The 23,148-nt window shown below is 60.1% G+C and carries 18 protein-coding genes and 1 pseudogene; 3 read left to right on the top strand and 16 right to left on the bottom strand.

Going from position 1 to position 23,148, the window contains the following annotated elements; all coding sequences use genetic code 11:
- Window positions 1-223: 223 nt before the first annotated feature.
- The 4 genes and pseudogenes from BN871_RS18150 to BN871_RS18135 form a co-directional block, all read right to left on the bottom strand.
- A pseudogene (locus BN871_RS18150) lies at window positions 224-2,685 on the bottom strand (glycosyl hydrolase 2 galactose-binding domain-containing protein).
- A gap of 196 nt (window positions 2,686-2,881) precedes the next feature.
- Complete coding sequence (locus BN871_RS18145; protein ID WP_048748238.1) at window positions 2,882-3,862, bottom strand: phosphotransferase family protein; 981 nt, start codon at window positions 3,860-3,862, stop codon at window positions 2,882-2,884.
- A gap of 108 nt (window positions 3,863-3,970) precedes the next feature.
- Complete coding sequence (locus tag BN871_RS18140) at window positions 3,971-4,657, bottom strand: LrgB family protein (RefSeq protein WP_048748230.1); 687 nt, start codon at window positions 4,655-4,657, stop codon at window positions 3,971-3,973.
- Window positions 4,654-5,034, bottom strand: coding sequence for a CidA/LrgA family protein (locus BN871_RS18135; protein WP_048748229.1), 381 nt, complete (start codon window positions 5,032-5,034; stop codon window positions 4,654-4,656). Before BN871_RS18135 ends, BN871_RS18140 begins: the two co-directional genes overlap by 4 nt.
- A gap of 103 nt (window positions 5,035-5,137) precedes the next feature.
- Here BN871_RS18135 and BN871_RS18130 point away from each other — a divergent pair, with 103 nt between their 5' ends.
- Together BN871_RS18130 and BN871_RS18125 are read left to right on the top strand one after the other, a co-directional pair.
- Window positions 5,138-6,034, top strand: coding sequence for a LysR family transcriptional regulator (locus BN871_RS18130; protein WP_021879510.1), 897 nt, complete (start codon window positions 5,138-5,140; stop codon window positions 6,032-6,034).
- Between the two features lie 92 nt (window positions 6,035-6,126).
- On the top strand, window positions 6,127-6,801 hold the full coding sequence (locus BN871_RS18125) for a hypothetical protein (protein ID WP_048748228.1): 675 nt from the start codon (window positions 6,127-6,129) through the stop codon (window positions 6,799-6,801).
- Between the two features lie 100 nt (window positions 6,802-6,901).
- Here BN871_RS18125 and BN871_RS18120 read toward each other — a convergent pair whose 3' ends face one another.
- Window positions 6,902-7,876, bottom strand: coding sequence for an SDR family oxidoreductase (locus BN871_RS18120; protein WP_083436525.1), 975 nt, complete (start codon window positions 7,874-7,876; stop codon window positions 6,902-6,904).
- Window positions 7,877-8,035: 159 nt separating this feature from the next.
- On the opposite strand from BN871_RS18120, the gene BN871_RS28535 reads away from it, so the two are divergent.
- A complete protein-coding gene (locus BN871_RS28535) occupies window positions 8,036-8,200 on the top strand; it encodes a hypothetical protein (RefSeq protein ID WP_198158064.1) in 165 nt (54 codons plus the stop codon).
- A gap of 142 nt (window positions 8,201-8,342) precedes the next feature.
- Here BN871_RS28535 and BN871_RS18115 read toward each other — a convergent pair whose 3' ends face one another.
- From BN871_RS18115 to BN871_RS18070, 11 genes are all read right to left on the bottom strand, one after another.
- On the bottom strand, window positions 8,343-8,993 hold the full coding sequence (locus BN871_RS18115) for an amino acid ABC transporter permease (RefSeq protein ID WP_048748236.1): 651 nt from the start codon (window positions 8,991-8,993) through the stop codon (window positions 8,343-8,345).
- Window positions 8,994-9,185: 192 nt separating this feature from the next.
- Window positions 9,186-10,016, bottom strand: a complete 831-nt coding sequence (locus BN871_RS18110) for a transporter substrate-binding domain-containing protein (protein WP_021879515.1) — start codon at window positions 10,014-10,016, stop codon at window positions 9,186-9,188.
- Between the two features lie 258 nt (window positions 10,017-10,274).
- Window positions 10,275-10,979: a response regulator gene (locus BN871_RS18105; protein WP_048748227.1), complete on the bottom strand. Its 705-nt coding sequence runs from the start codon at window positions 10,977-10,979 to the stop codon at window positions 10,275-10,277.
- Between the two features lie 2 nt (window positions 10,980-10,981).
- Window positions 10,982-12,628 (bottom strand): DUF4118 domain-containing protein, encoded by a 1,647-nt coding sequence (locus BN871_RS18100; RefSeq protein ID WP_053087007.1) that lies wholly within the window; start codon window positions 12,626-12,628, stop codon window positions 10,982-10,984.
- A 132-nt stretch (window positions 12,629-12,760) separates the two neighbouring features.
- Window positions 12,761-15,085, bottom strand: a complete 2,325-nt coding sequence (locus BN871_RS18095) for a histidine kinase (RefSeq protein ID WP_048748226.1) — start codon at window positions 15,083-15,085, stop codon at window positions 12,761-12,763.
- A gap of 7 nt (window positions 15,086-15,092) precedes the next feature.
- Window positions 15,093-15,653 carry a potassium-transporting ATPase subunit KdpC gene (gene kdpC, locus BN871_RS18090; RefSeq protein ID WP_048748225.1) on the bottom strand — a complete coding sequence of 187 codons (561 nt, stop codon included), beginning with the start codon at window positions 15,651-15,653 and terminating at the stop codon, window positions 15,093-15,095.
- Window positions 15,654-15,704: 51 nt separating this feature from the next.
- Complete coding sequence (gene kdpB, locus BN871_RS18085; RefSeq protein ID WP_048748224.1) at window positions 15,705-17,741, bottom strand: potassium-transporting ATPase subunit KdpB; 2,037 nt, start codon at window positions 17,739-17,741, stop codon at window positions 15,705-15,707.
- Window positions 17,742-17,773: 32 nt separating this feature from the next.
- Window positions 17,774-19,450: a potassium-transporting ATPase subunit KdpA gene (kdpA, locus tag BN871_RS18080; RefSeq protein WP_048748223.1), complete on the bottom strand. Its 1,677-nt coding sequence runs from the start codon at window positions 19,448-19,450 to the stop codon at window positions 17,774-17,776.
- A gap of 32 nt (window positions 19,451-19,482) precedes the next feature.
- A complete protein-coding gene (locus BN871_RS30305) occupies window positions 19,483-19,560 on the bottom strand; it encodes a potassium-transporting ATPase subunit F (RefSeq protein WP_127506941.1) in 78 nt (25 codons plus the stop codon).
- 539 nt (window positions 19,561-20,099) lie between these two features.
- Window positions 20,100-20,846, bottom strand: coding sequence for a C40 family peptidase (locus tag BN871_RS26290; RefSeq protein WP_021879521.1), 747 nt, complete (start codon window positions 20,844-20,846; stop codon window positions 20,100-20,102).
- Between the two features lie 263 nt (window positions 20,847-21,109).
- Window positions 21,110-22,219 (bottom strand): glycosyltransferase family 2 protein, encoded by a 1,110-nt coding sequence (locus tag BN871_RS18070; RefSeq protein ID WP_048748222.1) that lies wholly within the window; start codon window positions 22,217-22,219, stop codon window positions 21,110-21,112.
- Window positions 22,220-23,148 lie beyond the last annotated feature (929 nt).

Here is a 23,148-nt window from a genome sequence, read left to right as displayed (position 1 = left end):
GGAGAAGTCTGTCATGCCTTAAAAATGAACAAGCCGATCTTACTGGATTTTACCGCCACTCGTCAGAGAACGTCAATGTTCGACAGGACGCCAAAAACGCCGCGGCAGCTTATTCGCCTTGGCGCTTTTCGGGAAGAAAGTTCTGTATCCGGGCACAAATGGAGGGAAAAGGGCTGTTCCGCTGTCAGAGCGACAGCCGAACAGCACGGCCTGACTGCCTTGCTCAGCCTTTCGCGGCGAGGGCTTTCACCGCATCCGCCATGGACGAGGCCGTCACCCGCCCGGCGTCGGCAGCCTCATAACGCACTGCGCCAGGCTTCAGCGCCTTGAACGCCACCGTCACCGGGCGCCCCGGCACCAGGTCGAAGAAGTTGTCGCTGAATATGCCTTCGCGGTCGCTCTGCAGCCATACCGCTCTAGCCAGACGGCTGGCGCTGACCCGGAAGCGGCTGCCGCCGCTGCCCTCGATCTCTTCCACATGGATCGATGCCGGGGCAAGCGCAAGCTGGCGGTCGCCTTCGAGGAAGGCGGAGGCTGCGGCAAGCAGCGACCCGTCTTCGGCAACCAGCTCCGCCGTCACCAGAACGGAATCGGAGGCAGCGCTTTCCGGCAGAAGCTCTTCGCCTGCAAGCGAGAGCAGCAGCCGCGATTGGCCTCCTGCCGCAGCAGCCGGCACTTCGCGCTCGGCAAGCGTGAGCCCGGAGAAATCCAGCAGGCTGACCTTGAGGGTGCCTTGCAGCGATGCCTGCAAATCGTTCACCAGATGGAGATCGATTCCCGTGCCGGTCCTGTCTGCGGAGAGCAGAACGTCCCGGAAGCTGCGCTTGGCGTAATAGTGCATCGCTTTCCAGCGGCCGAAATAATCCATGCCCGCCCAGGAGGCGACCGGCCAGCAATCGTTCATCTGCCAGTAAAGGGTGCCCATGCAGTAAGGGCGGCGGCGCCGATGCGCTTCAATCGCCATCTTCATCGCTTCAGCCTGCAGAATCTGGCTCTCGTAGAGGAAGGCCGGGAAGTCCTTCGGCTCCGGCAAATACATGTCCATATATTCCTTGATGAGCCTGTTGCCGGCTCCGTTCTTCTGATGGGCGAGCATGACGGTGGACAGCAGCTCCATATCGGTTTCCTCGGCGAAGGAGCGCACCGATCTGTATTCCGGGAAGGACTGGAAGCCGTACTCGCTGATGAAGCGGCCGATCTTGAGCTTGTAGTTCTCGAACGGCTCTACGGCGTGCCAAACGCCCCAATAATGGACGTCCCCGGCCGCAGATTCCGGGAAGGCATGCTGGCCCGCATCCTCGGTAAGGCTGATGAGCGGCGAGGAAGGCCAATACCCGATGCCCGGCGACAGCCGCTCTACCGCATCCGGAAGCAGCTTGTGGAAGATGGCTTCATAGTCGGCCCAGATGCTCTCCCGCTGCTCCGGCGTGTAGTCCTTTTTCCAGCCCCAGCCGCCGTTCTCGTCGTAGTGGGCCCAGGCGGAATCGATCTCGTTGTTGCCGCACCAGAGCACGATGGACGGATGATTGCGCAGGCGCCTGACATTGTCCTCAGCCTCCGCGCGAACGTTGTCCAGGAAGGCTTCGTCGCCGGGATACATGCTGCAGGCGAACATGAAGTCCTGCCAGACCATGATGCCGTGCTCGTCGCACAGGTCGTAGAAAATATCCTGCTCGTAAATACCGCCGCCCCATATGCGCAGCATGTTCATGTTCGCTTCGGCCGCGGACAAGATCTCATGGCGGTAACGGTCCTCCGTCACTTCCGAGACGAAGCTGTCGTTCGGAATATGGTTCGCTCCCTTGGCGAATACGGCGACGCCGTTCAGCTCGAAGTAAAACGAGGTGCCGGCTTCGTCGCGGTCGCGCACCAGACGGACGGAACGCAGTCCGGTCCGGACCGTCCTGGAGTCGGCTGCTCCGTCCTGCTTGTCAACCCTGGCCTGGAATTCCGTGAGGGACGCTTCGCCGAGCCCGCGGCTCCACCAGAGCCGCGGCTGCTCGATCCGGATCGGGAGCTCCAGCGTTTGGATTCCCGTCTCCAGCTCCGCTTCAAGTCTGTGCTCCCGGCCTTCTACGGTTACAACCATCGTCGAGGGACCCGAGGCAGCGGCTTCCACCGTGACGACCGCCGTCACCTCCGCCGCTTCGGCCGAGACGGCGTCCTGCCGAATGAACAGATCGGAGATGCGGACGCCCGACCAGCTCTCCAGACGGACCGGACGCCAAATGCCGCTCGTCACGAAGCGCGGTCCCCAGTCCCAGCCGTAATGATAGGGGGCTTTGCGGGCGAAAACGCTGATCCGCTTGTCGCCAAGGCCGCCAAGCTCGGACTGGTCGTTCGTCGCCGGAAGCGCATAGCCGAGCCGCTCCAGCTTCGGCAGATCCTCGTTGACGGGCGAGCGGAAGCGGATATGGAGCTTGTTGCCGCTCTCCTTGAGGAGGCCTTTCACTTCGGCCTTCCAGATGCGGAACATATTGTCCGCCGACAACAGGCGGGATCCGTTCAGCGTAACGTCCGCGTACGTATCCAGTCCTTCGAACACGAGCTGGACGAAAAGGGATCCTCGATGTTTCCGTTGCGCAGCAGATCGGTATGGACACAGCCTGGAACTTTCGCTTCCATCCATGCTTCCTCCCGGCCAGCCGCTCTGAACGTCCAGCTTCCGATGACGATCGATGTCATGATGCCAATCCTCCCTATTCGCTTTAAACGCTTCCAAAATTAATTTGTTAGGTTTGTTAGGATAACACGCACTTGATTTCGCGCCAATCATAACGGCGTTAGGTAGTTTCGTCAAGCCACGAATCGAAGGGAAAAAAACCTCTCTCAGGTGAGCGGGTTTTTTGAGGGGTCAAAGCGGCGCCGGGACAGAAAGCGCTTAGTGCATTATGTAGCGGAACGCCCATTCCCGGAACGTCCACTCCGGATTCCAGCTGACCGCTCCGATCGCATGGAAGCAGCCCCAATCCAGAATCTTTTGATGAAGCGTATGGACCTTGATTCTCTGATCGAACCCTTCCTTATCGGCAAGCCCGTCCCGATACGCCAGAACGAACCGCTCGGCGAGATCGGATCTGCCGCGGTCGATGAACTGGGTCGCGATCTTGGGCAGATCGGCTGCCCCATCTCCGAAGTAGCCGTTTGTGAAATCGAACAGGCCGCTCAGCTCCCACTGATCGCCGTTGCGGCGGACCAGCAGATTGTCGAACTTGAAATCTCCCATGACATAGACGGGCCGGTCGAAGCCGTCGAAGGAATCCGTTGCGGCATCGAGGATTTCTTCCGTCCACGCCCAATCCTCCGCCGCCACCGGCGCGTAATTCTGCGCATCCCGAAGCCAGTGGCGGATCCGCCCGTACAGCCAATCCCGGTAGGAGACAGGAAACGGCTCGACTTCTCCCGAGGCGGGAATCCATTCCCCGCAGCTTTCCGATTTCCATTCGTGCATTCGGAGGAGCGTCTGCGCCAGCATGCCGCTGAGCTTGCGCAGGCTTCCCTCGTCTTCGAGCGAGAGGTCCCGGGTATGGATGCCCGGCAGCCGCGGCATGACGGCATACGGCCAGCCGAAAATATCCGATCGTTCATCCATCCGGTATGGAGCCGGGACGGGAAGTCCGCGCTGCAGCAGCTCCGTTACGAAGTACCGTTCCTCGCTCAGCTGTCCCTTATACAAAGGATTGCCCTTAAGCACGAACTCCCCTACGTCGGACTCCAGGAACAGCGTCTGGCCTCCGGCCCCGCTCGCCGTGCGGCGGCAGCCTCGAAGCCGGCCGAGCGAGAACCGGTCGAGCGCCTTCTGCAGCTGCTCCGATGTTACGTCCCCCAGCTTGTTCGTTGAAAAATAAATCGTCGTTGTCATCTCCCCCATGCATCCTCCTGTCTCTCGTGGAATTGCATCCTGGCGGCCGGCCGGATATGAAACCAGAGCGTGCCGGCCTGTATCCGCGGAGCCGTCTCTCCCCTTCCGTCAAGCCGCGAAGCCGGCAACCAGGGGAATCAGGAACAAGGAAAGGAACGCGCTCAAAAGCATGGACACGCTGGCGATGGAGCCCGGCACGGCTCCGAGCTCGAATGCTTTGTGGGCCCCGGCCGTATGGGCGCTGCTGCCCATCAGCACCCCCTGGGCCACTTCGCTGCGTATCCGCGTCCAGCGGATCACGAGCGGGCCGAGCACCGTGCCCAAAATGCCGGTGATCAGAACGAATACGGCGGTCAAGGTCGAGATTCCGCCGATCATGCCGCTGACGGCAAGCGCGATCGGCGTCGTGGTCGCCCGGAGCAGGAGCGAGTCCGCGAGCGCGCGGTCGAGATGGAAGAGCCGGCAGATTCCGAGCGCGGCAGCCGTTCCCGTCATCCAGCCGGCAGCTACCCCGGCCGAGATTTCAAGCGCATGCTTTTTCAGCAGAGCCGCATTTTTGTGCAGCGGCACGGCGAGCGCGACCGTCGCCGGACCGACCATAGCGCTCAGCCAGCGGCCTCCCTCGTTATAGGTTTCATAGGGAATCCGGCATAGGGCTAGAATGGCCATGATCGCAACCGGCGTTAATATCAAAGGAGACAGGATCAGATTGCGCCAGCGCCGATGCGCCAGCTTGCTCCCTCCGTACACCAGCACGGTCATGACGATGAAGGCGGCAGCTGCGAGAATGCTCATCGCTCTTCCGCTCTCTCCCGGCGGCGGCCTGCCAGCTGGGCAAGTCCTCCCGCGCTGATCATAACGATTACGCTGCTGACGAGGATGACGAGCAGGATCTGGAGGCCGCTGCCGGCAAGCAGCGAGCCGAATTGGATGAGCCCGGCGGCAGGCGGGATGAAGAAGAGCAGCATCTCGGCGAGCAGCCATCCGGCTCCGAGCTCGATCCAGCCTAACTTGATCACCCCGGTCCGCAGCAGAATGAACACGAGGGCCAGCCCCAGGACGCTTCCCGGCATATGCAGAGACAGGGCGGAGGACAGCAGCGTCATAGCCTCGTAAACGGCGACGAAAAAGAGCATCTGCGCAGCTCCGCGCAGCAAGTTGGCGAAATTCATGTCAAAATCCCTCCTGCTCCCAGTTTATTCCCCATGCGATTATACGTAAAATGAATAATAGGAATCGCTCGCATTCCATCTGTCTATGACATAAGGAGGAACCATGGAGCTGCGCCATCTGGAATACATGCTCGAAATCGCCAAGCAGGAAAGCTTCACTAGAGCCGCCGAGGCTCTTCATGTTACACAGCCGACGATCAGCAAGACGATCGCCCAGCTCGAACAGGAGCTGGGAACGCCGCTCTTTGTCCGCAATGGCCGGAAAATCAAGCTGACGGATGCCGGCCAGGCCATCTTGTCCCAATCGCAGGACATCGTCCGGCTGGCGGGAAGCCTGAAATCGGAGCTCGCCGAACTCTCCGGCTTCAAGAGCGGCTGGATCCGCATCGGCCTGCCCCCGATGGTTGGAGCCACCGTCTTTCCCAAGGTCGTACGCATGTTTCTGCAGGAGCATCCAGCCCTGTCCATCGGACTGGAGGAGCATGGCGCGATCCGGGTGGAATCGGAGGTGGCGGAAGGATTGCTGGATGCAGGCCTCGTGCTGGCGCCGGTACGCGAGGATCTGTTCGACTCGTTCCCGATTCTTCAGGAGAATCTATGCGTCGTCATGGAGCGCGGCCACGTTCTCGCCGGACGGCCAGAGCTGTCCTTGCAGGAGCTTCGCGAGGAAGCCTTCGTCATGTACCGGGAGGACTTCGCCCTTCACGCCAAAATCTACGAGCAATGCGACGCCCTCGGCTTTCGTCCCCGCGTCCTGATGGAAAGCTCGCAGTGGGATCTCATCTACGAGATGGCCGCCGAGGGCCTTGGCATCGCCCTCTTGCCGGAATCGATCTGCCGCAGGCTGGACCCTTCCCGAGTCGCGGCGGTCCCGCTCGTGAATCCGTCGATCGGATGGAATATCGTCATGATCTGGCGGCGGGGGCAATACCTGAGCTTTGCCGCACGGGAGTGGATCCGGTACGCCAGGGAGCATTTCGGCCATTCCGCCCCGAAGTAGATGCAGGCAGAAATGGTAGCATCCGGAACTTTTTCCGGACAAGCCTCGTCAGGTAATCATCCTCCCGTGCAACGGGATTATTGGAGGCTGGCATGGCAACGTGGATGACCCATTTTCGCATCGCGGATCAAATGCTGAAGAGCGGATTCAAGGCCAGCGTGCCGGAGTTCGTCGTCGGCCACATCGGCCCGGACTGCGGCCTGCCCGATCTCGGCACGGGGCAGTTCCGGCCCCCCAAGTCCGTGACCCATTTCTTGGACGCCGACAAAATGATTTACCCGGATCGGTTCCTGAAAGCGTTCCTGCCGGAAGGAGTAGATCAAGCGGATGCCATGAATCCCCGAACCGCGTTCCTGATCGGCTGTTATTGCCATCTGCTGACCGACGTCGAATGGATCGAGCTCCAGAAGCGCAAAAGAAGGGAGCCTGCCACGCAAGCTCTTGAAGGAACGCCGGACCGCACCTCCCGGCTGAAAAGCGACTGGTATGGAGCCGACTTCCTGTATCTGGAGAAGGAGCCCGCCAACATCTTCACCCGCTGCTTCAGCAGCGTCCGCGATTTCCCCGACTACCTGGACATCTTCCCCCCTGGACAGATCCAGAAGCAGATCGACCGGATCGCCGCCTATTACACAGGCCATGCTTTCCAGCAGGATTGGGGCGGCGATTACGAGTTCCGTTTCCTCTCGCCTCAAGAAACCGCCGCCTTCGTCCACGAAGTCGCCGGCAAGCTGCTGGGCATGATGTCCGCCATGGAGCGAGGCTGACCCCCCCGCCCCGGTCCCAGACGCAACAGCCGACCCCTAATAACTGGGATCGGCTGTTTATTTAGGACGCCAGAGCCGCTCTGACAGCAGCCGCAGCGGCTCAGGAATTCGTCGACAGGCCGCCGTCTACATGCAGCACCTGCGCCGTCACATAGCGGGAATCGTCGGAAGCGAGGTATACCCAGGTCGGAGCGAGCTCGAACGGCTGGCCCGGCCGGCCCATCGGAGTGTCCGTTCCGAATACGGCCACCTGATCGGCGGAGAAGCTCGATGGAATGAGCGGCGTCCAGATCGGCCCGGGGGCGACGGCGTTGACGCGGATGCCTTTTTTCGCCAGGTTTTTGGCCAGCGCCCGCGTGAAACCGACGATCGCGGCCTTGGATGCCGTGTAGTCCATGAGCAGCTTCTCCCCGACGTAGGGGACGACCGAGGCGGTGTTGATGATGGAATCTCCCGCCTTCAGATGCGGAAGCGCAGCCCTCGTTGTATAGAAGTGGGAGTAGATGTTGACCTTGAACGTCTCGTCGAACTGCTCATCCGTAATATCCGTCAGCTCGTTTTGCTGGAACTGGATGCCCACATGGTTCACGAGAATGTTCAGGCAGCCGAACGCCTCGACTGTCTTGGCGACGATATCCTTGCAGTGGCCCTTGTCTCGAAGATCGCCGGGCAGCAGCAGGCAGCGGCCTCCAAAATGCTCCACGCGAGCCTTGGTGCGGCCGGCGTCCTCATGCTCGTCGAGATAGGAGATCGCGACATCCGCCCCTTCCTTGGCGAAGGCGATGGCGACGGCAGCTCCCATGCCGCTGTCTCCGCCCGTAATCAGCGCGACCTTGCCTTCGAGCTTGCCGCTGCCTTTGTAATGGGGATTCTCGATGATCGGGCGCGGCACCATAAGCTTCTCCAGACCCGGCTGGAACAGCTGGCGCTGCTCCGGAAAGCTGATCTGCACATCCTCGTAGCGGGTAATCTTGCCGTAGGCCGGATACAGCGGATAACCGCTTTGCTTGCAGTTCTCGAACCATTCCTGCAAGTCCCGGATTTCGCTCAGGCCGTCGTCTTTTTCTTCACTCATGCCGCGTCCTACCTCCTGAACCTTCTTGTATCCATAGCCTATGGGCTATGGGCGCCTGCCGTGCCTGCCCACCCGGCTCAATCGTATCCGAAGTGCCCGGATGGCTCCGAATGGAATATAGTATCAGGCAGCAACATGGCCCTACAGGAGGAGATCAATGTGAACTACTATTATGACGAGAGCATCAAGCTGCTGCTCATTCCCTATTCCAAGGAAACAGTCGAAGTGGTCTACGCCCCGTATAAATTCGCGCTGCCGCTCATCGCCATCCGACCGCCCTTCTACGCCAATCCCCGCCTGGAAGCGGAGTATCCGGTCGCTTGAGAGGCTTCCGCGGCAGACGAAGAAACCCGGCGCTGTCCGAGGCGCCGGGTTTCTTCGCTTCCCTTCCATCGAGCGGACATCCGCCTGTCCGGCTCGATGGCATTCGCTGCTTTGCCGCGTCACATTCGACGCAAAAAGAAGCTTATGCCGCTTTCCGTTCGGCGAAATGAAGAAGCTTGCTCAGCAGGTACGTGAGGATGAGGTAGATGACGGCAGCAGTCAGGTAAGGCTCCCACACCTTCAGATACTGTCCTTTCATCGCATTGCTCCAGTACATAAGCTCAGGAACGGCGATATAGGCTACCAGCGACGAGTCCTTGACAAGCACGATGAATTCGTTGCCGAATGCCGGTATCATCCTCTTGACCGCTTGCGGCAGGATGATGAAGCGCATCGTCTGGTAGCGGTTCATTCCGAGGGAGAGCGCCGCCTCTTTCTGCCCCGGATCAATGGATTGAATGCCGGCTCGATATATTTCCCCTGTGTATGCGGCGGAGTTCAGGGACAATGCCGCAACAGCTGCGACGGCTGCCTGAGTCGTTCCGAGAAACATAGGGACCACGATGAAATGCGTGATCAGAATCTGCAGGATGAGCGGGGTTCCGCGGAAGGCATGGATATACCCGCTGGCCGGCCAGCTGAAATACCACCGATCCGACATTTTCCCAAAGCCGATCAACAAGCCCAGAACCGCCCCCAATAGAATCGCCAGCAGGGAAATTCCGATGGTCATGCCGGTTCCCCTGATCAATAAAGGAAGATAATCCCATACGATGCCGAAGTCGAACTTCACAGGCAGCGCCCCTATCTCTACGTTGTCGCATCCTTGGCCATAACGGATGGCAAGAAGATCGTTCCGAAGGCAATTCCGCTGGAACCGCCGCAATCCGATTCCCTCGGGACTCTCCAGCGCGGGAAAAAATGCTTGTCCGCAAAAAAGCAGGAGCAACGCTTCCGCATGCGCATGCCCCGGTCTTTGCCGCGCTTACTTCGTCTTCAGCAGATCCGTCGTATCCGGCTCGACGCCGATCCATTTCTTATACATCGCCTTGTATTCATCGCTCGCGCGCACCTTCTCTACAGCGGCATCGATTTTCGGCTTCAGGCCGCTTCCCTTGGGCAGCATGATTCCATAATACTCCGGCGCAAAATTCGTCTTGTCATAGGCAGCCGCATAATGCTTGTCCGGGTTGTTCTGGACGAAGGCTTGAACGACCGCGAAGTCCGCGACGACCGCGTCCACGCCGCCCTGATCCAGCTCCATCAGCGCCAGCGTATTGCTGTCGAACCGCTTCAGGCTGGTGCTGCTGTCTCCCATGATCCCCTTCATCAGGTCTTCCGCCGTCGTCGCTCCTTGTACCGCGACTTTCTTGTCCTTCAATTCCAGCGCATCCGCAACTTTGGCATTTTCCTTCGTCAGGATCATATTGACCGATTCAAAATAAGGAATGGAAAAGTCGAATGTCTTTTGGCGGTCTTCCGTAATCGAGATGGAGGATATGGCTGCATCAAAAGAGCTCTTCTCTCCCTTGCCCAAATCGGCGAACAACGGATCCCAGCCCGTATTCTGCAGCTCGTAGGAAAGTCCGGCCTCCTTCATGACGGCATCCAGGAAGTCCACATCCAGCCCGACAATCTTATCCTTGTCCATGCTCTCCATCGGGGCGTAGCTCGCATCGGTGGCGATTTTGACCACCTTCGTTTCCCCGCCGGACCCGCTGCTTCCATCTCCCGAAGCCTCGTCCCCCTTATCTCCGCATGCCGTCAATGCCAGGACAAGCACAGCGGCTCCTAAGATCCATGATCGTTTTCCCATCTTTCATCCCCCTTTTGTGTCATATAATATAACACCAATTAGAGAATTGCTAGAATGATTTTCCATTTAAATTCTTTATTTGCTTGTATTTATTAAAAAAGCTGACATCGACGATAACGCCAATGTCAGCTTTTCGATAACAGCTCTTAAACAGGACGTTCTCCGCGTGCATAAGTCCGTTGCCCTGACTACGGACCCATGCATCCCTTGCTCTTCAGGCTCCGTCGCCGGCGACTCTGCAGCTGTCGAAACGAACCCTCATTCCCCGGTCAAAAACCGGTATCCGATTCCCGGCTCCGTGGCAATATACCGCGGATCTGCGGGATCCTCCTCCAGCTTTTTGCGGAGATGCCCGACGTATATGCGCAAATAATGGCCTTCCGAGGCTAGATTGCTGGAGCCCCACACCTGCTGCAGCAGCTGCTTCTGCGTCATCACCTTGCCGGCATTGGAAGCGAGAGCCTTCAGCAGGTCGTACTCCGTCGGAGTCAGCTTCAGACGGCTGCCCGACAGCTCTACGCTGCGGAGGGCCAGGTCGATGACGAGCTCTCCGAAGCGCAGCACCGGCTCGCCGCCGGATTTGTTGGCGGCATGGCGCAGGGCGACACGCATGCGCGCGACCAGCTCGCCCATGCCGAACGGTTTCGTGACATAATCGTCGGCTCCGGCATCCAGAGCTTCGATCTTGTCTTCCTCGCGGTCTTTGGCCGTCAACACGATGACCGGCACCGACGACCATTCCCTCAGCCGTCTAAGCACCTCGATTCCCGCCATGTCGGGCAAGCCCAGATCCAGGATGACGAGATCCGGATGGTGCATGGAAGCCTCCAGCATCCCCGACTCTGCCGTGGCGCTTTCATAGATTTCGTATTGATGCGCCTGCAGCGTCACCTTCAGCAGCTTGCGGATTTGCGGCTCGTCGTCAATGATCAGAACCCGCGCTCCTGTTCGTTCGGTTGTCATCTCTAGTCCCTGCTCTCTGTTGCTGGATCTGATGATTCGGACGGCGGCCCGCCGGAAGGCATGGACAGCGGCAGCAGCACGGTCACGGCCGCACCCTTGACGCTGCCCGGACCCGCGCTGATGGAACCCCCGTGCATCTCCGCGATGCCCTTGGCGATCGAGAGTCCGAGCCCCGTGCCGGGAATATGGCGGGTCGCTTCCGAGCGGTAAAACTTGTCGAAGATGCGCCGCCCCTCCTCCTCGCTCAATCCGGCGCCTTCGTCCTCGATGCGCAGCGCCAGGCTCCGGTCGCGGACAAAGGCTTCCAGCCGGATGTCGCTGCCGTCGGGAGAATATTTGATGGCATTGCTCACGATATTGGCCAGCATCTGCTCCAGCAAGACGATATCCCCGGGAAGCGGCGGCAGATCTTCGCTGATTCGAAGCCGCACTTTGCGCTGCCCCAATGCTTCCTTCAGCTGGCGGATCACGATTCCGGCCAGCTCGCCGACATCCAGCCATTCCCGCCGCATCTTGATCATGCCGCTCTCCAGCTGCACCATCCCGAGCAGGTTCGTCACAAGCCGGTTCATGCGCAGCGCGCCGTCCCGGATCGTGCCGAGAAGCTCGGCGCGGTCCTCCTCGGAGAACAGCTCGCCGGATTCAAGCAGGCCGGTCGAGGAGCCGATGATGGCCGCCAGCGGGGTTCTCAGCTCATGCGAGACGGAATCCAGCAGCGCCGTGCGCATCCGTTCCGATTCGGCGGTCAGCTGGGCCAGCTTGGCATCCTCTCCGCGCTTGATGCGGGCCAGCGCGCTTCCGGCGAGACCGCTCAAAGCCTCGACCTGCAGGACGACGGCCGGAGATAGGTCCTGCCCGAGGGCATGAATCTCCGCTACGCCGTACGTTTGATCCTCGGCCTTCAGCGGCATGAACCACCCGGAGGAGCCGCCAAGCTTGCCGGTCCCCTGTCCGGCAGGCTCTCCGTGCCGATACACCCAGCGGGCGATCAGCTCGGGATTCTGTCCATGCGTCTCCTGCCCCCGCTCCGTCCCCTTCATGGAGCCGAGCGGCGGATTCAGCCCGAACGGCCGCAGCTCCCCCTCCTTGTCCGGCACATAAAAATCGGCGGCCAATCCGCAAGCGTCTCGGATATGTCCGCTGAACGCCCCGAGCACGGCAGGGACATCGCTGACGTCGGACATCAGCCGGCTCATGACATAGAGCGCTGCCGTGCTGCGCTCCTGCCGCCGGGCCGCCTCGACCTGCCGCTTGAGCCGAGCCGCCAGTCCGGCCGTCATGAGGGCGACGGCAAGATAGACGGCAAAAGAAATCAAATAGCGCAAATCCGCCACCGTAAAGCTCCATACCGGGGGAATGAAGAAGAAGTCGAACGCCAGTATGCCCGCGACGGCCGCAAAAACGGCCGGCCCTCTCCCACCGTATGCAGCGGCGAACAGCACCGGGAACAGAAAGAGCAAGGCAGCGTTCACCGTATCGTAAGCCAAGCCGGGCAAATGAAGGCATACCGACAGCACGCCGATCGACACGGCCACGATTCCATAGGTCACGGCAGCGTTCCGCCTCCGGCCCGCGCCGTCTCTTCCCGCTTCCGCTCCGACGGCCTCGGGAACGTTCTCGCCCTCCGCCGGCCTGCCGCTGACTGACAATCCGCATCTCTCCTTAACGCCGCGCACTCCTGCAGCTTCTATTTGCACCGCGCACCCCTGCAGCTCTGCCTGTTGGCATCCCGCCATTTGCAGCTCTGCCTATTTGCATCCCGCCCTCTGCAACTCTGCCTATTATAGCGCATGTCCCGGCTCATAATCAGCTACGATGAGCACATCCAGATGTCTGGCCGCGCGGAGAAGGCTCCGGACGAGCGAGCCGTTCCTCCATTCCTTGGAGAACGACGGGCTCGGCTGCCCGATGACAAGCTGGGTCGCTTCCGCCTTCCCGGCTTCGGCCACAAGGATAGCGGCAGTCTCGCGAGGCGATCTGCCTTCGTGAACGACGAAATCTCCTCCGAGCAGCATCGTGAGCCTCTCCAGCTCCTCGACCCGCCGAGAGGCGTCCCCTCGAGAGTCCATGCCGTCCCGCACGTAGTGGACATGCCAATCCGCCTTGAGCCGGAAAGCCGTCCGGAAGCCGCGGCGAATAAGCCGTTCCGCTCCCGGGGAAGCGCTGACGCAGACGAAGATGACTTCCTTGCGCCTCCATGGGCCGCGCAGCGAACCGCTGTCGCTCCGCGATTCCAGACGTTCGTCGACATCGTCGGCGAGCTCGCGCAAAGCGAGCTCCCGCAAGGCGATGAGGTTGCCCGTACGGAAAAAATGGTTCAGCGCCTGATCCACCTTGTTCATGGCGTAAATCTTCCCTTCCCGCATCCGCTGCTGCAGCGACCGGGGAGAGACGTCGATCAGCTGGATTTCATCCGCAAGCCGCAGCAGGCGGTCCGGCACCGTTTCCCTCACCCGGATGCCGGTAATCTGCTCCACCGCATCGTTGAGGCTCTCCAGATGCTGGATATTGACCGTCGTCAGCACGGAAATGCCCTCTTCCAGTATCCTCTGCACATCCTCGTAGCGCTTGCGGCTGCGGCTGCCGGGAACATTGGTATGGGCCAGCTCATCCACGAGCACGACCTCCGGCCTCGCGGCGATGATCGCCTCCACGTCCATTTCCTGCAGCAAAGCTCCTTTCACCTCCGAAGCCGCTCGGGCAATGACGGGGAGGCGGCCGAGCTGCGCCTGCGTATCCGGCCGGCCATGCGTCTCCAGCAGGCCGACCCGGACATCGATGCCTTTATCGAGCAGATCGTTGCCCTCTCGAAGCATCGCATACGTCTTGCCTACGCCAGGAGCCGCCCCGATGAACATTTTGAGACGCCCCCTGGCGATTTTGCCGATCTCTTCCTTGACTTCATCTTCCGTCAGCCTTCGATGCGGCTCCTGCCGCTTGCCTTCCCTGGACGCGCCGGTCACGATGCGGCTGCCGTCGCCGGACTCCCGGTCGGCGATGAGATAAAGATCGACGTTCCTCATTTTCTTGAGCAGCGTGCCGAGCACCGAGCCCTTGCTCCACTCTTCCCAGCGGCTCTGCCGTGAATGGCCCATGATGATGCGGGTCACGCCATGAGCGTAGGCGTAGCGGACAAGCTCATCCGCAATTCGTCGCCTCCCCGGACTGGGCAGCTCCTCGAAGGAGCTGCCCAGCTTGGAGGAGAGCTTCAGCATGCTGCGGCGAAAATCGGCCCCCTCCTTGGACAGCGGCTTGCGGGGATCCTGGAAGGTAACGACCGAAAGCGCCCCTCCGAGGCGCTTGGCGATCTGTCCGCCGCGGCGGATATACAGCGAGCCGTTCCAATGATACTGGGTGCTGACAAGAATATGCTCGCCGGCTCCGGAAGGGCCGGACAGCCCCATTCCCCGGCGATAGCGCCGCAGCGATTCGTTCACCTCCTCCGCCACGAAGCGTAGGGCAAGCTCCCTCAGCACGCCGAGATTCCCCTGTCGCAGCAAGGGAGCATCCTTGCCGCTTCTCCGCTTGGCCTCCTCCATCCGGCTCAGCAGAGCCTCGGGCGTCACATCGATCAGCCGGACCTCATCCGCAAGCTCCAGCGTGTCGTCGGGAACGGTGCAGCGGACCTCGACGCCGGTCAGCCGCTGCGCCAGCTCCTTGTATCCGTCCAGTTCGTACACGTTGACTGTCGTCATGACGCTGATGCCGCTGGATATCAGCAGGCGGATATCCTCAAGCCTCGTCGGCCGCGGAGCCCCGGGCCGGTTGCGGTGGGCGAGTCCGTCCGCCAGCACCAGGTCCGGCATCCGCTCCACAATGCGGTCGACGTCCAGATCCTGCATGCCCGTGCCGTTCTCCGTCCAGACGAGCGGCGATATTTCCTCCAGCGATCCGATCTGCTCCAGCGTCTCCGGCCACACCGGGGCGGCGAGCGCTCCGATGACGACGTCGACTCCTTTGGCTGCGCGGGCGCAGCCTTCGCGCAGCATATGGTACGTCTTGCCCGCCCCGCTGACCGGCCCGATATAGACCGTCAGCAGGCCGCGCTTCAGCCTGTCGATCGACTCCAGCAATTCCTCCGGCGATTTCCTGCGGTAAGAATCCATGGCCGGCTTACGGAGTCCGCTTGGACAGCTCCAGATTGAGGGCGTTCACGTTGACCCTCGGCTCGCCGAACAGGCCGAGCTGGCGTCCTTTCGTCAGCCGGTCCACCAGCTTCGTCAGCTCGTCCGCCGGAATGCCGCTCGCCTTGCTGATCCGGGGAATCTGGGCTTTCGCCGCCTCCGGAGACAGATCGGGGTCGAAGCCCGATCCGGAGGCGGTCACGAGATCGGCGGGCATCTCGGCAAGACCGGGATTCTGCTTGCGCCAATCGGATGCCTTGGCCAGCGTCTCTTCCACATAGTCCTTCGTGCCGACAGCCCGGTTGGAGCCAGATGACGCGGTCGGATCATACTTGGCCATGGAAGCCCGGGGCTGGAACCGCCCGGGCGATGCCGTCTCCTGCGCGAGCAGCTCCGATCCTGCCGGAACGGAACCGACATGGATCAGGCTGCCTTCAGCCTGCTTCGGGAAGAGAAGCTGGGCGGCTCCGGTCGTCGCGAGCGGATATAGAATTCCGCATAGAACGAGCAGCAGCGCCGATATTCGAAATGCAGTCATAAATGCTTTCATAGGATACAGCTCCTTCTCCTGCTGAAAATGAATGATAACCCGGCGGTCCGATCAAATAAAGCTGGACAGCAGCATGTCGATCAGCTTGATGCCGATGAACGGCACGATGACGCCCCCGACGCCGTAGATAAGGATGTTGCGGGCCAGCATCCGGTCTGCGCTGAGCGCCCGATACTTGACGCCTTTCATCGCGACCGGAATAAGCAGCGGGATGATGACGGCATTGAAGATGAGCGCCGACAGGATGGCCGAGGACGGCGAGCCGAGCCCCATCAGGTTGAGCGAGGACAGCTGCGGCAGCACGGTGATGAACATCGCCGGCAGGATCGCGAAATATTTGGCCAGGTCGTTGGAAATCGAGAACGTCGTCAGCGCGCCGCGGGTGATGAGCAGCTGCTTGCCTATCGATACGACCGAGAGCAGCTTGGTCGGATCGGAATCGAGGTCGATCATATTGGCCGCTTCCTTCGCCGCCATCGTGCCGGAGTTCATCGCCAGGCCGACGTCGGCCTGGGCAAGCGCCGGAGCGTCGTTCGTGCCGTCGCCCGTCATCGCGACCAGCCGTCCTTGCTGCTGCTCGCGGCGGATTGCGGCAATCTTGTCCTCCGGCTTCGCTTCGGCGATATAGTCGTCGATGCCGGCTTCGAGCGCAATGGTGGCCGCCGTCAGAGGATTGTCGCCCGTGCACATGACGGTGCGGATGCCCATCGACCTCAGCTCCGCGAATCTTTCCTTCAGCCCCGGCTTCACCGTATCCTTCAGGTGGATCAAGCCGAGAATGCGGCTGCCGGAGGATACGGCAAGCGGCGTGCCGCCGGACTTCGCGATGACGGCCGCCTTCTCCTCCAGATCGTCGGGAATGAGTCCGCCCGCCTCCGCGACCGCTCTCCGCACGGAATCGACGGCGCCTTTGCGGATGGCCAGCCCGCCTGGCAGCGTAATGCCCGACATCCTCGTTTCGGCCGTAAAGTCCATTACTTCCGCATCGGCGTAATCCCGATCGTCCCAGCTCTCCCCGAGCTTCTGGGCGAGCTCCGCGATGGATCGGCCTTCCGGCGTCTCGTCCCGGACGGAAGCCTGCAGCGAGGCATGTGTAATCTCGCCCGCACTGACGCCCTGCACCGGAATGAATTCCGAGGCCATCCGGTTGCCGTACGTGATCGTGCCCGTTTTGTCCAGGATGAGCGTGTCGATGTCGCCTGCGGCCTCGACCGCCTTGCCCGACATGGCCAGCACGTTGAACTGCGTCACCCGGTCCATGCCGGCGATGCCGATGGCCGAGAGCAAGCCCCCGATCGTGGTCGGGATGAGGCAGACGAGCAGGGCGATCAGAGTGGCGGGATCGAGCTGGATGCCGAGATAATCGGCCATCGGCACCATGGTGACGATGACGATCAGGAAGATCATGGAGAGAACGGCCAGCAGCGTCGTCAAAGCGAGCTCGTTCGGCGTCTTCTGCCGCTTGGCCCCTTCCACCAGCGCAATCATGCGGTCGAGGAAGGACTCCCCGGGATCCGCCATGATCCGGATGACGATCCAGTCGGAAGCCACCCTCGTTCCGCCCGTTACCGAGGAGAAGTCGCCGCCGGCTTCCTTGATGACCGGAGCCGATTCCCCGGTGATGGCCGATTCGTCGATCGATGCGAGGCCCTCCACGATCTCGCCGTCCGACGGAATGATTTCTCCCGCTTCTACCCGCACGAGATCTCCTTTCCTCAGGGCGGTGGAAGCGACCTGCTTCAGGGATCCGTCTTTCTGAATCAGCGCCGCCATCGTCTCGCTTTTCGTCCTGCGCAGCGTATCCGCCTGGGCTTTGCCCCGGCCCTCTGCGAGCGCTTCGGCGAAGTTGCCGAACCATACCGTAAAGAACAGGACGAAGAAGACGGCGATATTATAGCCTCTGCCCGATTCTCCGGTTCCGAACAGCCCGGGGTCGATGGCCAGCAGCAGGGCGATCACGGTGCCGGCCTCCACGATGAGCATGACCGGATTTTTCGCCATGACGATTGGGTTCAGCTTGATGAGAGCGTCCAGCATCGCCCTTCCCACCATTTGTTTGGACCATGTTTTCTTGCGGCTTTCTTCCATTGCTTGAAGCTCCCTTCCCGTATTCGCGGACGTCATGGCATCGCCAGATGCTCGGCGATCGGCCCGAGGGCCAGAGCCGGCAGGAATGTCAGCGCGCCGATGACGATGATGATCATGATTAGAATGCCTGTGAACAAGCCGGTGTCGGTGCGCAGCGTCCCCATCCCTTGAGGCACGGTTTTCTTGACCGCCAGCGAACCTGCGATGCCGAGCATCGCGATGATGGACACATAGCGGCCGACAAGCATGACGAGGCCGAGGCCGACGTTATAGAAGTCTGTATTGGCATTGAGGCCGCCAAAGGCCGACCCGTTGTTCGCGGCTCCGGAAGTAAAGGCGTACAGCACTTCGGACAAGCCGTGCATGCCGGCGTTGCTGATGGAGGCGACCGCCTGCGGCGTCAGCAGCGCAAGCGCGGTCGGGGCCAGGATGATGAACGGATGAACCAGCAAGGCGATGGAAGCCAGCTTGATCTCCTTGCCCTCGATCTTCTTGCCGAGGAATTCGGGCGTCCTGCCGACGAGAAGACCGCAGATGAACACCGCAAGAATGGCGTACAGCAGGCCGTTCAGGAGGCCGACGCCTTTGCCGCCGAACACGTTGTTCAGCATCATTTCCGCCAGCGGCACGAGTCCGCCGAGCGGCGTCAGCGATTCATGCATATTGTTGACGCTTCCCGTCGTCGCCGCTGTCGTCACGGCCGTGAACAGCGAGGACTCCGCGATGCCGAACCGGACTTCCTTGCCCTCCATATTGCCGTGGATGCCGGCGGCATCCAGAGCAGGCACGCCGCGATATTCCGACGCCATCACGAGGGCAAGCATCGCCACGAAGATGAAGCTCATGGCGCCGAACACGGCCCAGCCCTGGCGCTTGTTGCGGATCATCAAGCCGAAGGCGTACACGAGCGCGGTCGGCAGAAGCATCATGCTGACGATATGGACCAGGTTGGTCAAAGGCGTAGGGTTTTCGAACGGATGCGCCGCGTTCGTGCCGAACCAGCCGCCTCCATTCGTGCCCAGATGCTTGATGGATTCAAGCGATGCGACGAGTCCTCGAGTGATCGTCTGCCGGCCGCCTTCAAGCGTCGTAGCCGTTATCGCCCCGTAGATTGTCTGCGGAACGCCCTGGAAGACCAGGAACAGCGCTGCCGCGAAGCTCAGCGGAAGAAACACCCGCGTAACGGCGCGGACCAGATCCACGTAGAAGTTGCCCAGCGCATCGCTCTTGCCCGAGATCCCGCGGATGAACGCGATCGCGACGGCAAATCCCGTCGCCGCCGATGTGAACATCGGGAAGGTGATCGCCGCCATCTGCGAGAAGTAGGACAGCGCATTCTCGCCGCTGTACGATTGCCAGTTCGTATTCGTCATGAACGATACAGCCGTATTGAACGCTTGCGCCGGCGGCATGTTGCCGATCCCGTCGGGATTTAAGGGCAAGTATTTCTGCAGTCTGAGGATGGCGTACATGATGACGAGCATAATAAAGTTGGTGAGGAGCATCGCCTTCAGATAGCCCTTCCACCCCATGTTCTCTTCTTCCTTGATGCCGGCCAGCCGGTACAGCGGCTTCTCCGCCCAGCCGAACCATCTGTCGAGCTTCGTCCTGCCGCTGCCGTAGTCGAACACGGCGACCAGATACGTTCCGACCGGCTTGACCAGCAGCATGATGATCGCAAGCGTAACCGCGACCTGAACCAATCCCATTCCCACGTCTTAGCTCCCCCTTGCGGCATTCATTAAAATTTTTCCGGATAAACCAGAACAAAACCAAGGTAGACCATGCAAATAAAAGCGATGATAGCGAGCACAAGCATGCTTATTCCCTCCTTATGACCTCTCCGCGAAGGAAATCAGACCTCTGAACGCCAGAAACCCGAGCGCCATGAGCAGCAGCAGGGTCCAATCCTGATTGAACATTCTCAACTCTCCCTCTTGGTTCTCATTTCCTCTACCGCATAGGGAAATGGTACTGCGGGCAGCCGTAAAAACGGGGTAAAGATCGACGGCTGCGGCGTAAAAAAAGACGTAAAAACTACCAGGAAAACGCAAAAAAAGCCGCTCCCGGAGGAGCGGCTTGTCATCTATAGCGATAATCGCCGCTAGCCGAAAGCGGAATCCTTGCCGGATGCCGAGCAGACAGGCAGGCGAAAGTCCAAGGCCTCGCGCAGAGGCCGTAGCGAGCTTCCGCCGTACGCTGCGCGGTCATGAGAGGCAAGTCGCTGAGCGCTGTGCGGTCGCGCAGGGCGAGGTTCCGCCGCAAGCGGTGCGGTCATGCGTGGCGATTCGCTGCGCGCTGTGCAACCATGCGAGGCGAGGTTCAGCGGCACTTTGCGGATTCATCCGCAACGAGCTTCTACAGCACGCTGCGGGCGGATACAAAGCGGTCTTTCCACCAGCCGGATGTCAGGCTGTTGACCGTCACCCCGTTGGCGGATGGAGTGTTGTGGATGAAGTTGCCGTCGCCCATGTAGATGCCGACATGGTTGATGACGCCATTGTTCGTACCGACAGTGTCGAAGAAGATGAGATCGCCCTTCTTCAGATTTGCCCTGCTGACGGCGGTTCCTTGGGATTTCTGGGAGCTTGTCCCCCATTTCAGGCTGACTCCGGCTTTGCCGTAGATGAACTGGGTGAAGGAGGAGCAGTCGAAGATCAGCTTGCTCTCATTTCGGACGCCGTAGCTGTACGACACTTTGCCGATGTAGCTTTGCGCCAGCGAGACGACCTGATCGGCTTTCGCGCTTGCTCCGGGCTGTACGCTTCCGCCGCCCCCTCCTGCTGCAGGTCCGGAGTATGTGGTGTACTGGCTTCCGGAGGAAATATAACCGCTCTCTCCTTTAGCGGTCAGGACATGCAGCCAGTAGCTGTTGGCCTGTCCGACAACATGGACCGCTTCGCCTTTTTTCAGCATGCGGATTTTGGCGGCGGAGACGCTTGGCTGAGTGCGCATATTGACGCCATATGTAATGGTGGTTTCATAAGAAGATGATGCCGCAGCTGCCGGGGTCGGCGGGACGTAAACGGCTCCAATAGCGGTGAAGGCGACGGCGGCGCACAGACTCGTTCCAATCAGCTTGCGGTTGAACCAATTATTGCTCATGTTGGTGAAAACCTCCTAGGGTTGTTGGTCTCAACCAACTGTAGCAGATTTTAAACGGCCTAAGATTTTCCACGAAGAGCGGAAATCCAGGAAGGACATGCCTTTCAAGGCCTTTCTTAGAAATAAATGAGAATTATCTCATCAAAATCAGCCCTTCCCGAATCGACGAAGGACTCGTTAAGGGGCAGTAAATAGAGCCCTGCAAAAGGCAGCGAGGGCACTAAAAAAGCATCCGTTTCCCCGGATGCTTCTGCTCGCATGAATCAGTCTTTTACCGCAGCCGTTACGCCGGCATCGGGAACCATTCCATGCGACGAACGGAAATACTCCCGATTATGCAGCATGCTCGGATGATCCGGATGAAAGGCGAGCGCATGTTCATTATGCTCGAATGCCTCCCTGAACCTTCCCAGCCGGTCAAGGCAAAGGCACATTTGCAAATGGGGATACCAGGTTGACGCGGTGCGATTGATTATTCCCATCGTAACGGGGGGCTCCAAGGCGACAGCAAGCCCGTACCAATAAAGGGCAGCCTCGTACTGCTCCCTCTCAAACAAGCCGTTGCCGATCGCACAGCTGGATTCCGGCCGAGGCTTGTCGTAACAGAGCGATCTCAGCGCAGCTTGCAGCTGCAGATCCTTGTGCCCCATCTGTCCATAACAGTCCGCCAGCTTCAGGCATGCCTGAATGTTGTCCTCGATCCACCCCTGTCCCGTGCGAAGCATCTGCTCATAGTAGAGCGCCGCCTCGTCGTAGAACGCGTGATCCTTCAATTCATTGGCAAAGTAATAGAGATCCCTGATGGAAAAATCTTCGCCAGCCTGCTGCCGGTTGCGATAAATGCGCAAATTGCGGTCCGAGTATTCCTTTTCCTTCCCATGCGAGACACAGACATCGCTGTCCAACGCTTTTCCCCATGCTTCCAAATATTCGTGGACAGGCCCGATCCATTTGAACCCCCGGTCCCTGCGCACCAGACGGTTGCGCCGAAGGCTCGATACGGCGTTGCCTGCGGAATCGTAAGCCAGATTATAGGGCATGGTCACCCGTTCATAGGATGGGTCCAGCGTTTTTTTCAAGCGCAGCAGCCCCTGCCTGTCTTCTTCCCGGAGCCAGTCATCCGCATCCAGCCATAGAATATAATCCATGCCGGCTTGTGAAAACGAGAAATTGCGCGCGGCCGCGAAATCGTCGATCCACTCGAAATCAACGATTCGGCATTGTTCGTACGCGGCCGCAATCTCTTTCGTTCTGTCGACGGAACCCGTATCCGCGATGATGATTTCGTCCACGATGTCCTTGACGCCGTCCAGAACTCTCCCGAGAGTCTCCTCTTCGTCCCGAACGATCATGCACAGGCTGATTGTGATCATGCCATCCCCTTCCCTCTCCCTGGAATGGAATTTCCCCAAGCTTCCTCCAGTAAATCTATTCGCATCCAGGAAAAATCATCACCATGCCTGTCATCCGATAACCTTTTTGGGCTGCTGCGCATAGAGTAGAACAAGGCTGATCCATGAACAAGCCTGTCTGCATAACTGGAGAGGAGGCGTCTGGTTGCGGGATTCCGATGAAAAGGACAAATGGATCGATGAACTCGCCCGATTGCTGTCGGAGGTATCAATCGAGGAGCTTCGATCGAGCCGATATTTGGACCGTCAAGGAAAACAACTCGATCAGGTATTGAAAAATCCCTCCTCGTCTCTTCAAGACATTCTAGCCGCCAATGACCATTTGAAAGCAGACTTGCAGAAGCTGGCTTTCAGGGATATGCACTTGCAATACAAGCTCGATATTTTGTTGGAAGCATTAAATTCCCCGGATGAATCCCTCCTGCACCTTCATTCCGCGCATCTGATCAAAGGTTTGCCGGGACCGACAGGACCGACAGGACCGACAGGACCGGCGGGGCCGATGGGGCCGATGGGACCGGCGGGGCCGATGGGACCAGCGGGGCCGATGGGACCGGCAGGCGTTACAGGAGTGACTGGAGCTGACGGTCTGACAGGAGTCACCGGAGATCCGGGTGTCACTGGCGCGACGGGGGTTACTGGGGATCCAGGCGTCACTGGCGCGACTGGCCCCACTGGAGTTACGGGGGATCCAGGCGTTACCGGGGTTACCGGGGCGACGGGTGTCACTGGGGATCCAGGCGTCACTGGCGCGACTGGCCCCACTGGAGTTACGGGGGATCCAGGCGTTACCGGGTTTACTGGGGCGACGGGTGTCACTGGGGATCCAGGCGTCACTGGCGCGACTGGCCCCACTGGAGTTACGGGGGATCCAGGCGTTACTGGCGCGA

The sequence above is a fragment of the Paenibacillus sp. P22 genome, from assembly GCF_000469945.2.
In the GTDB taxonomy this organism is placed as follows: domain Bacteria; phylum Bacillota; class Bacilli; order Paenibacillales; family Paenibacillaceae; genus Paenibacillus_O; species Paenibacillus_O humicus.
This window is presented reverse-complemented; position numbering and strand designations above follow the sequence as displayed.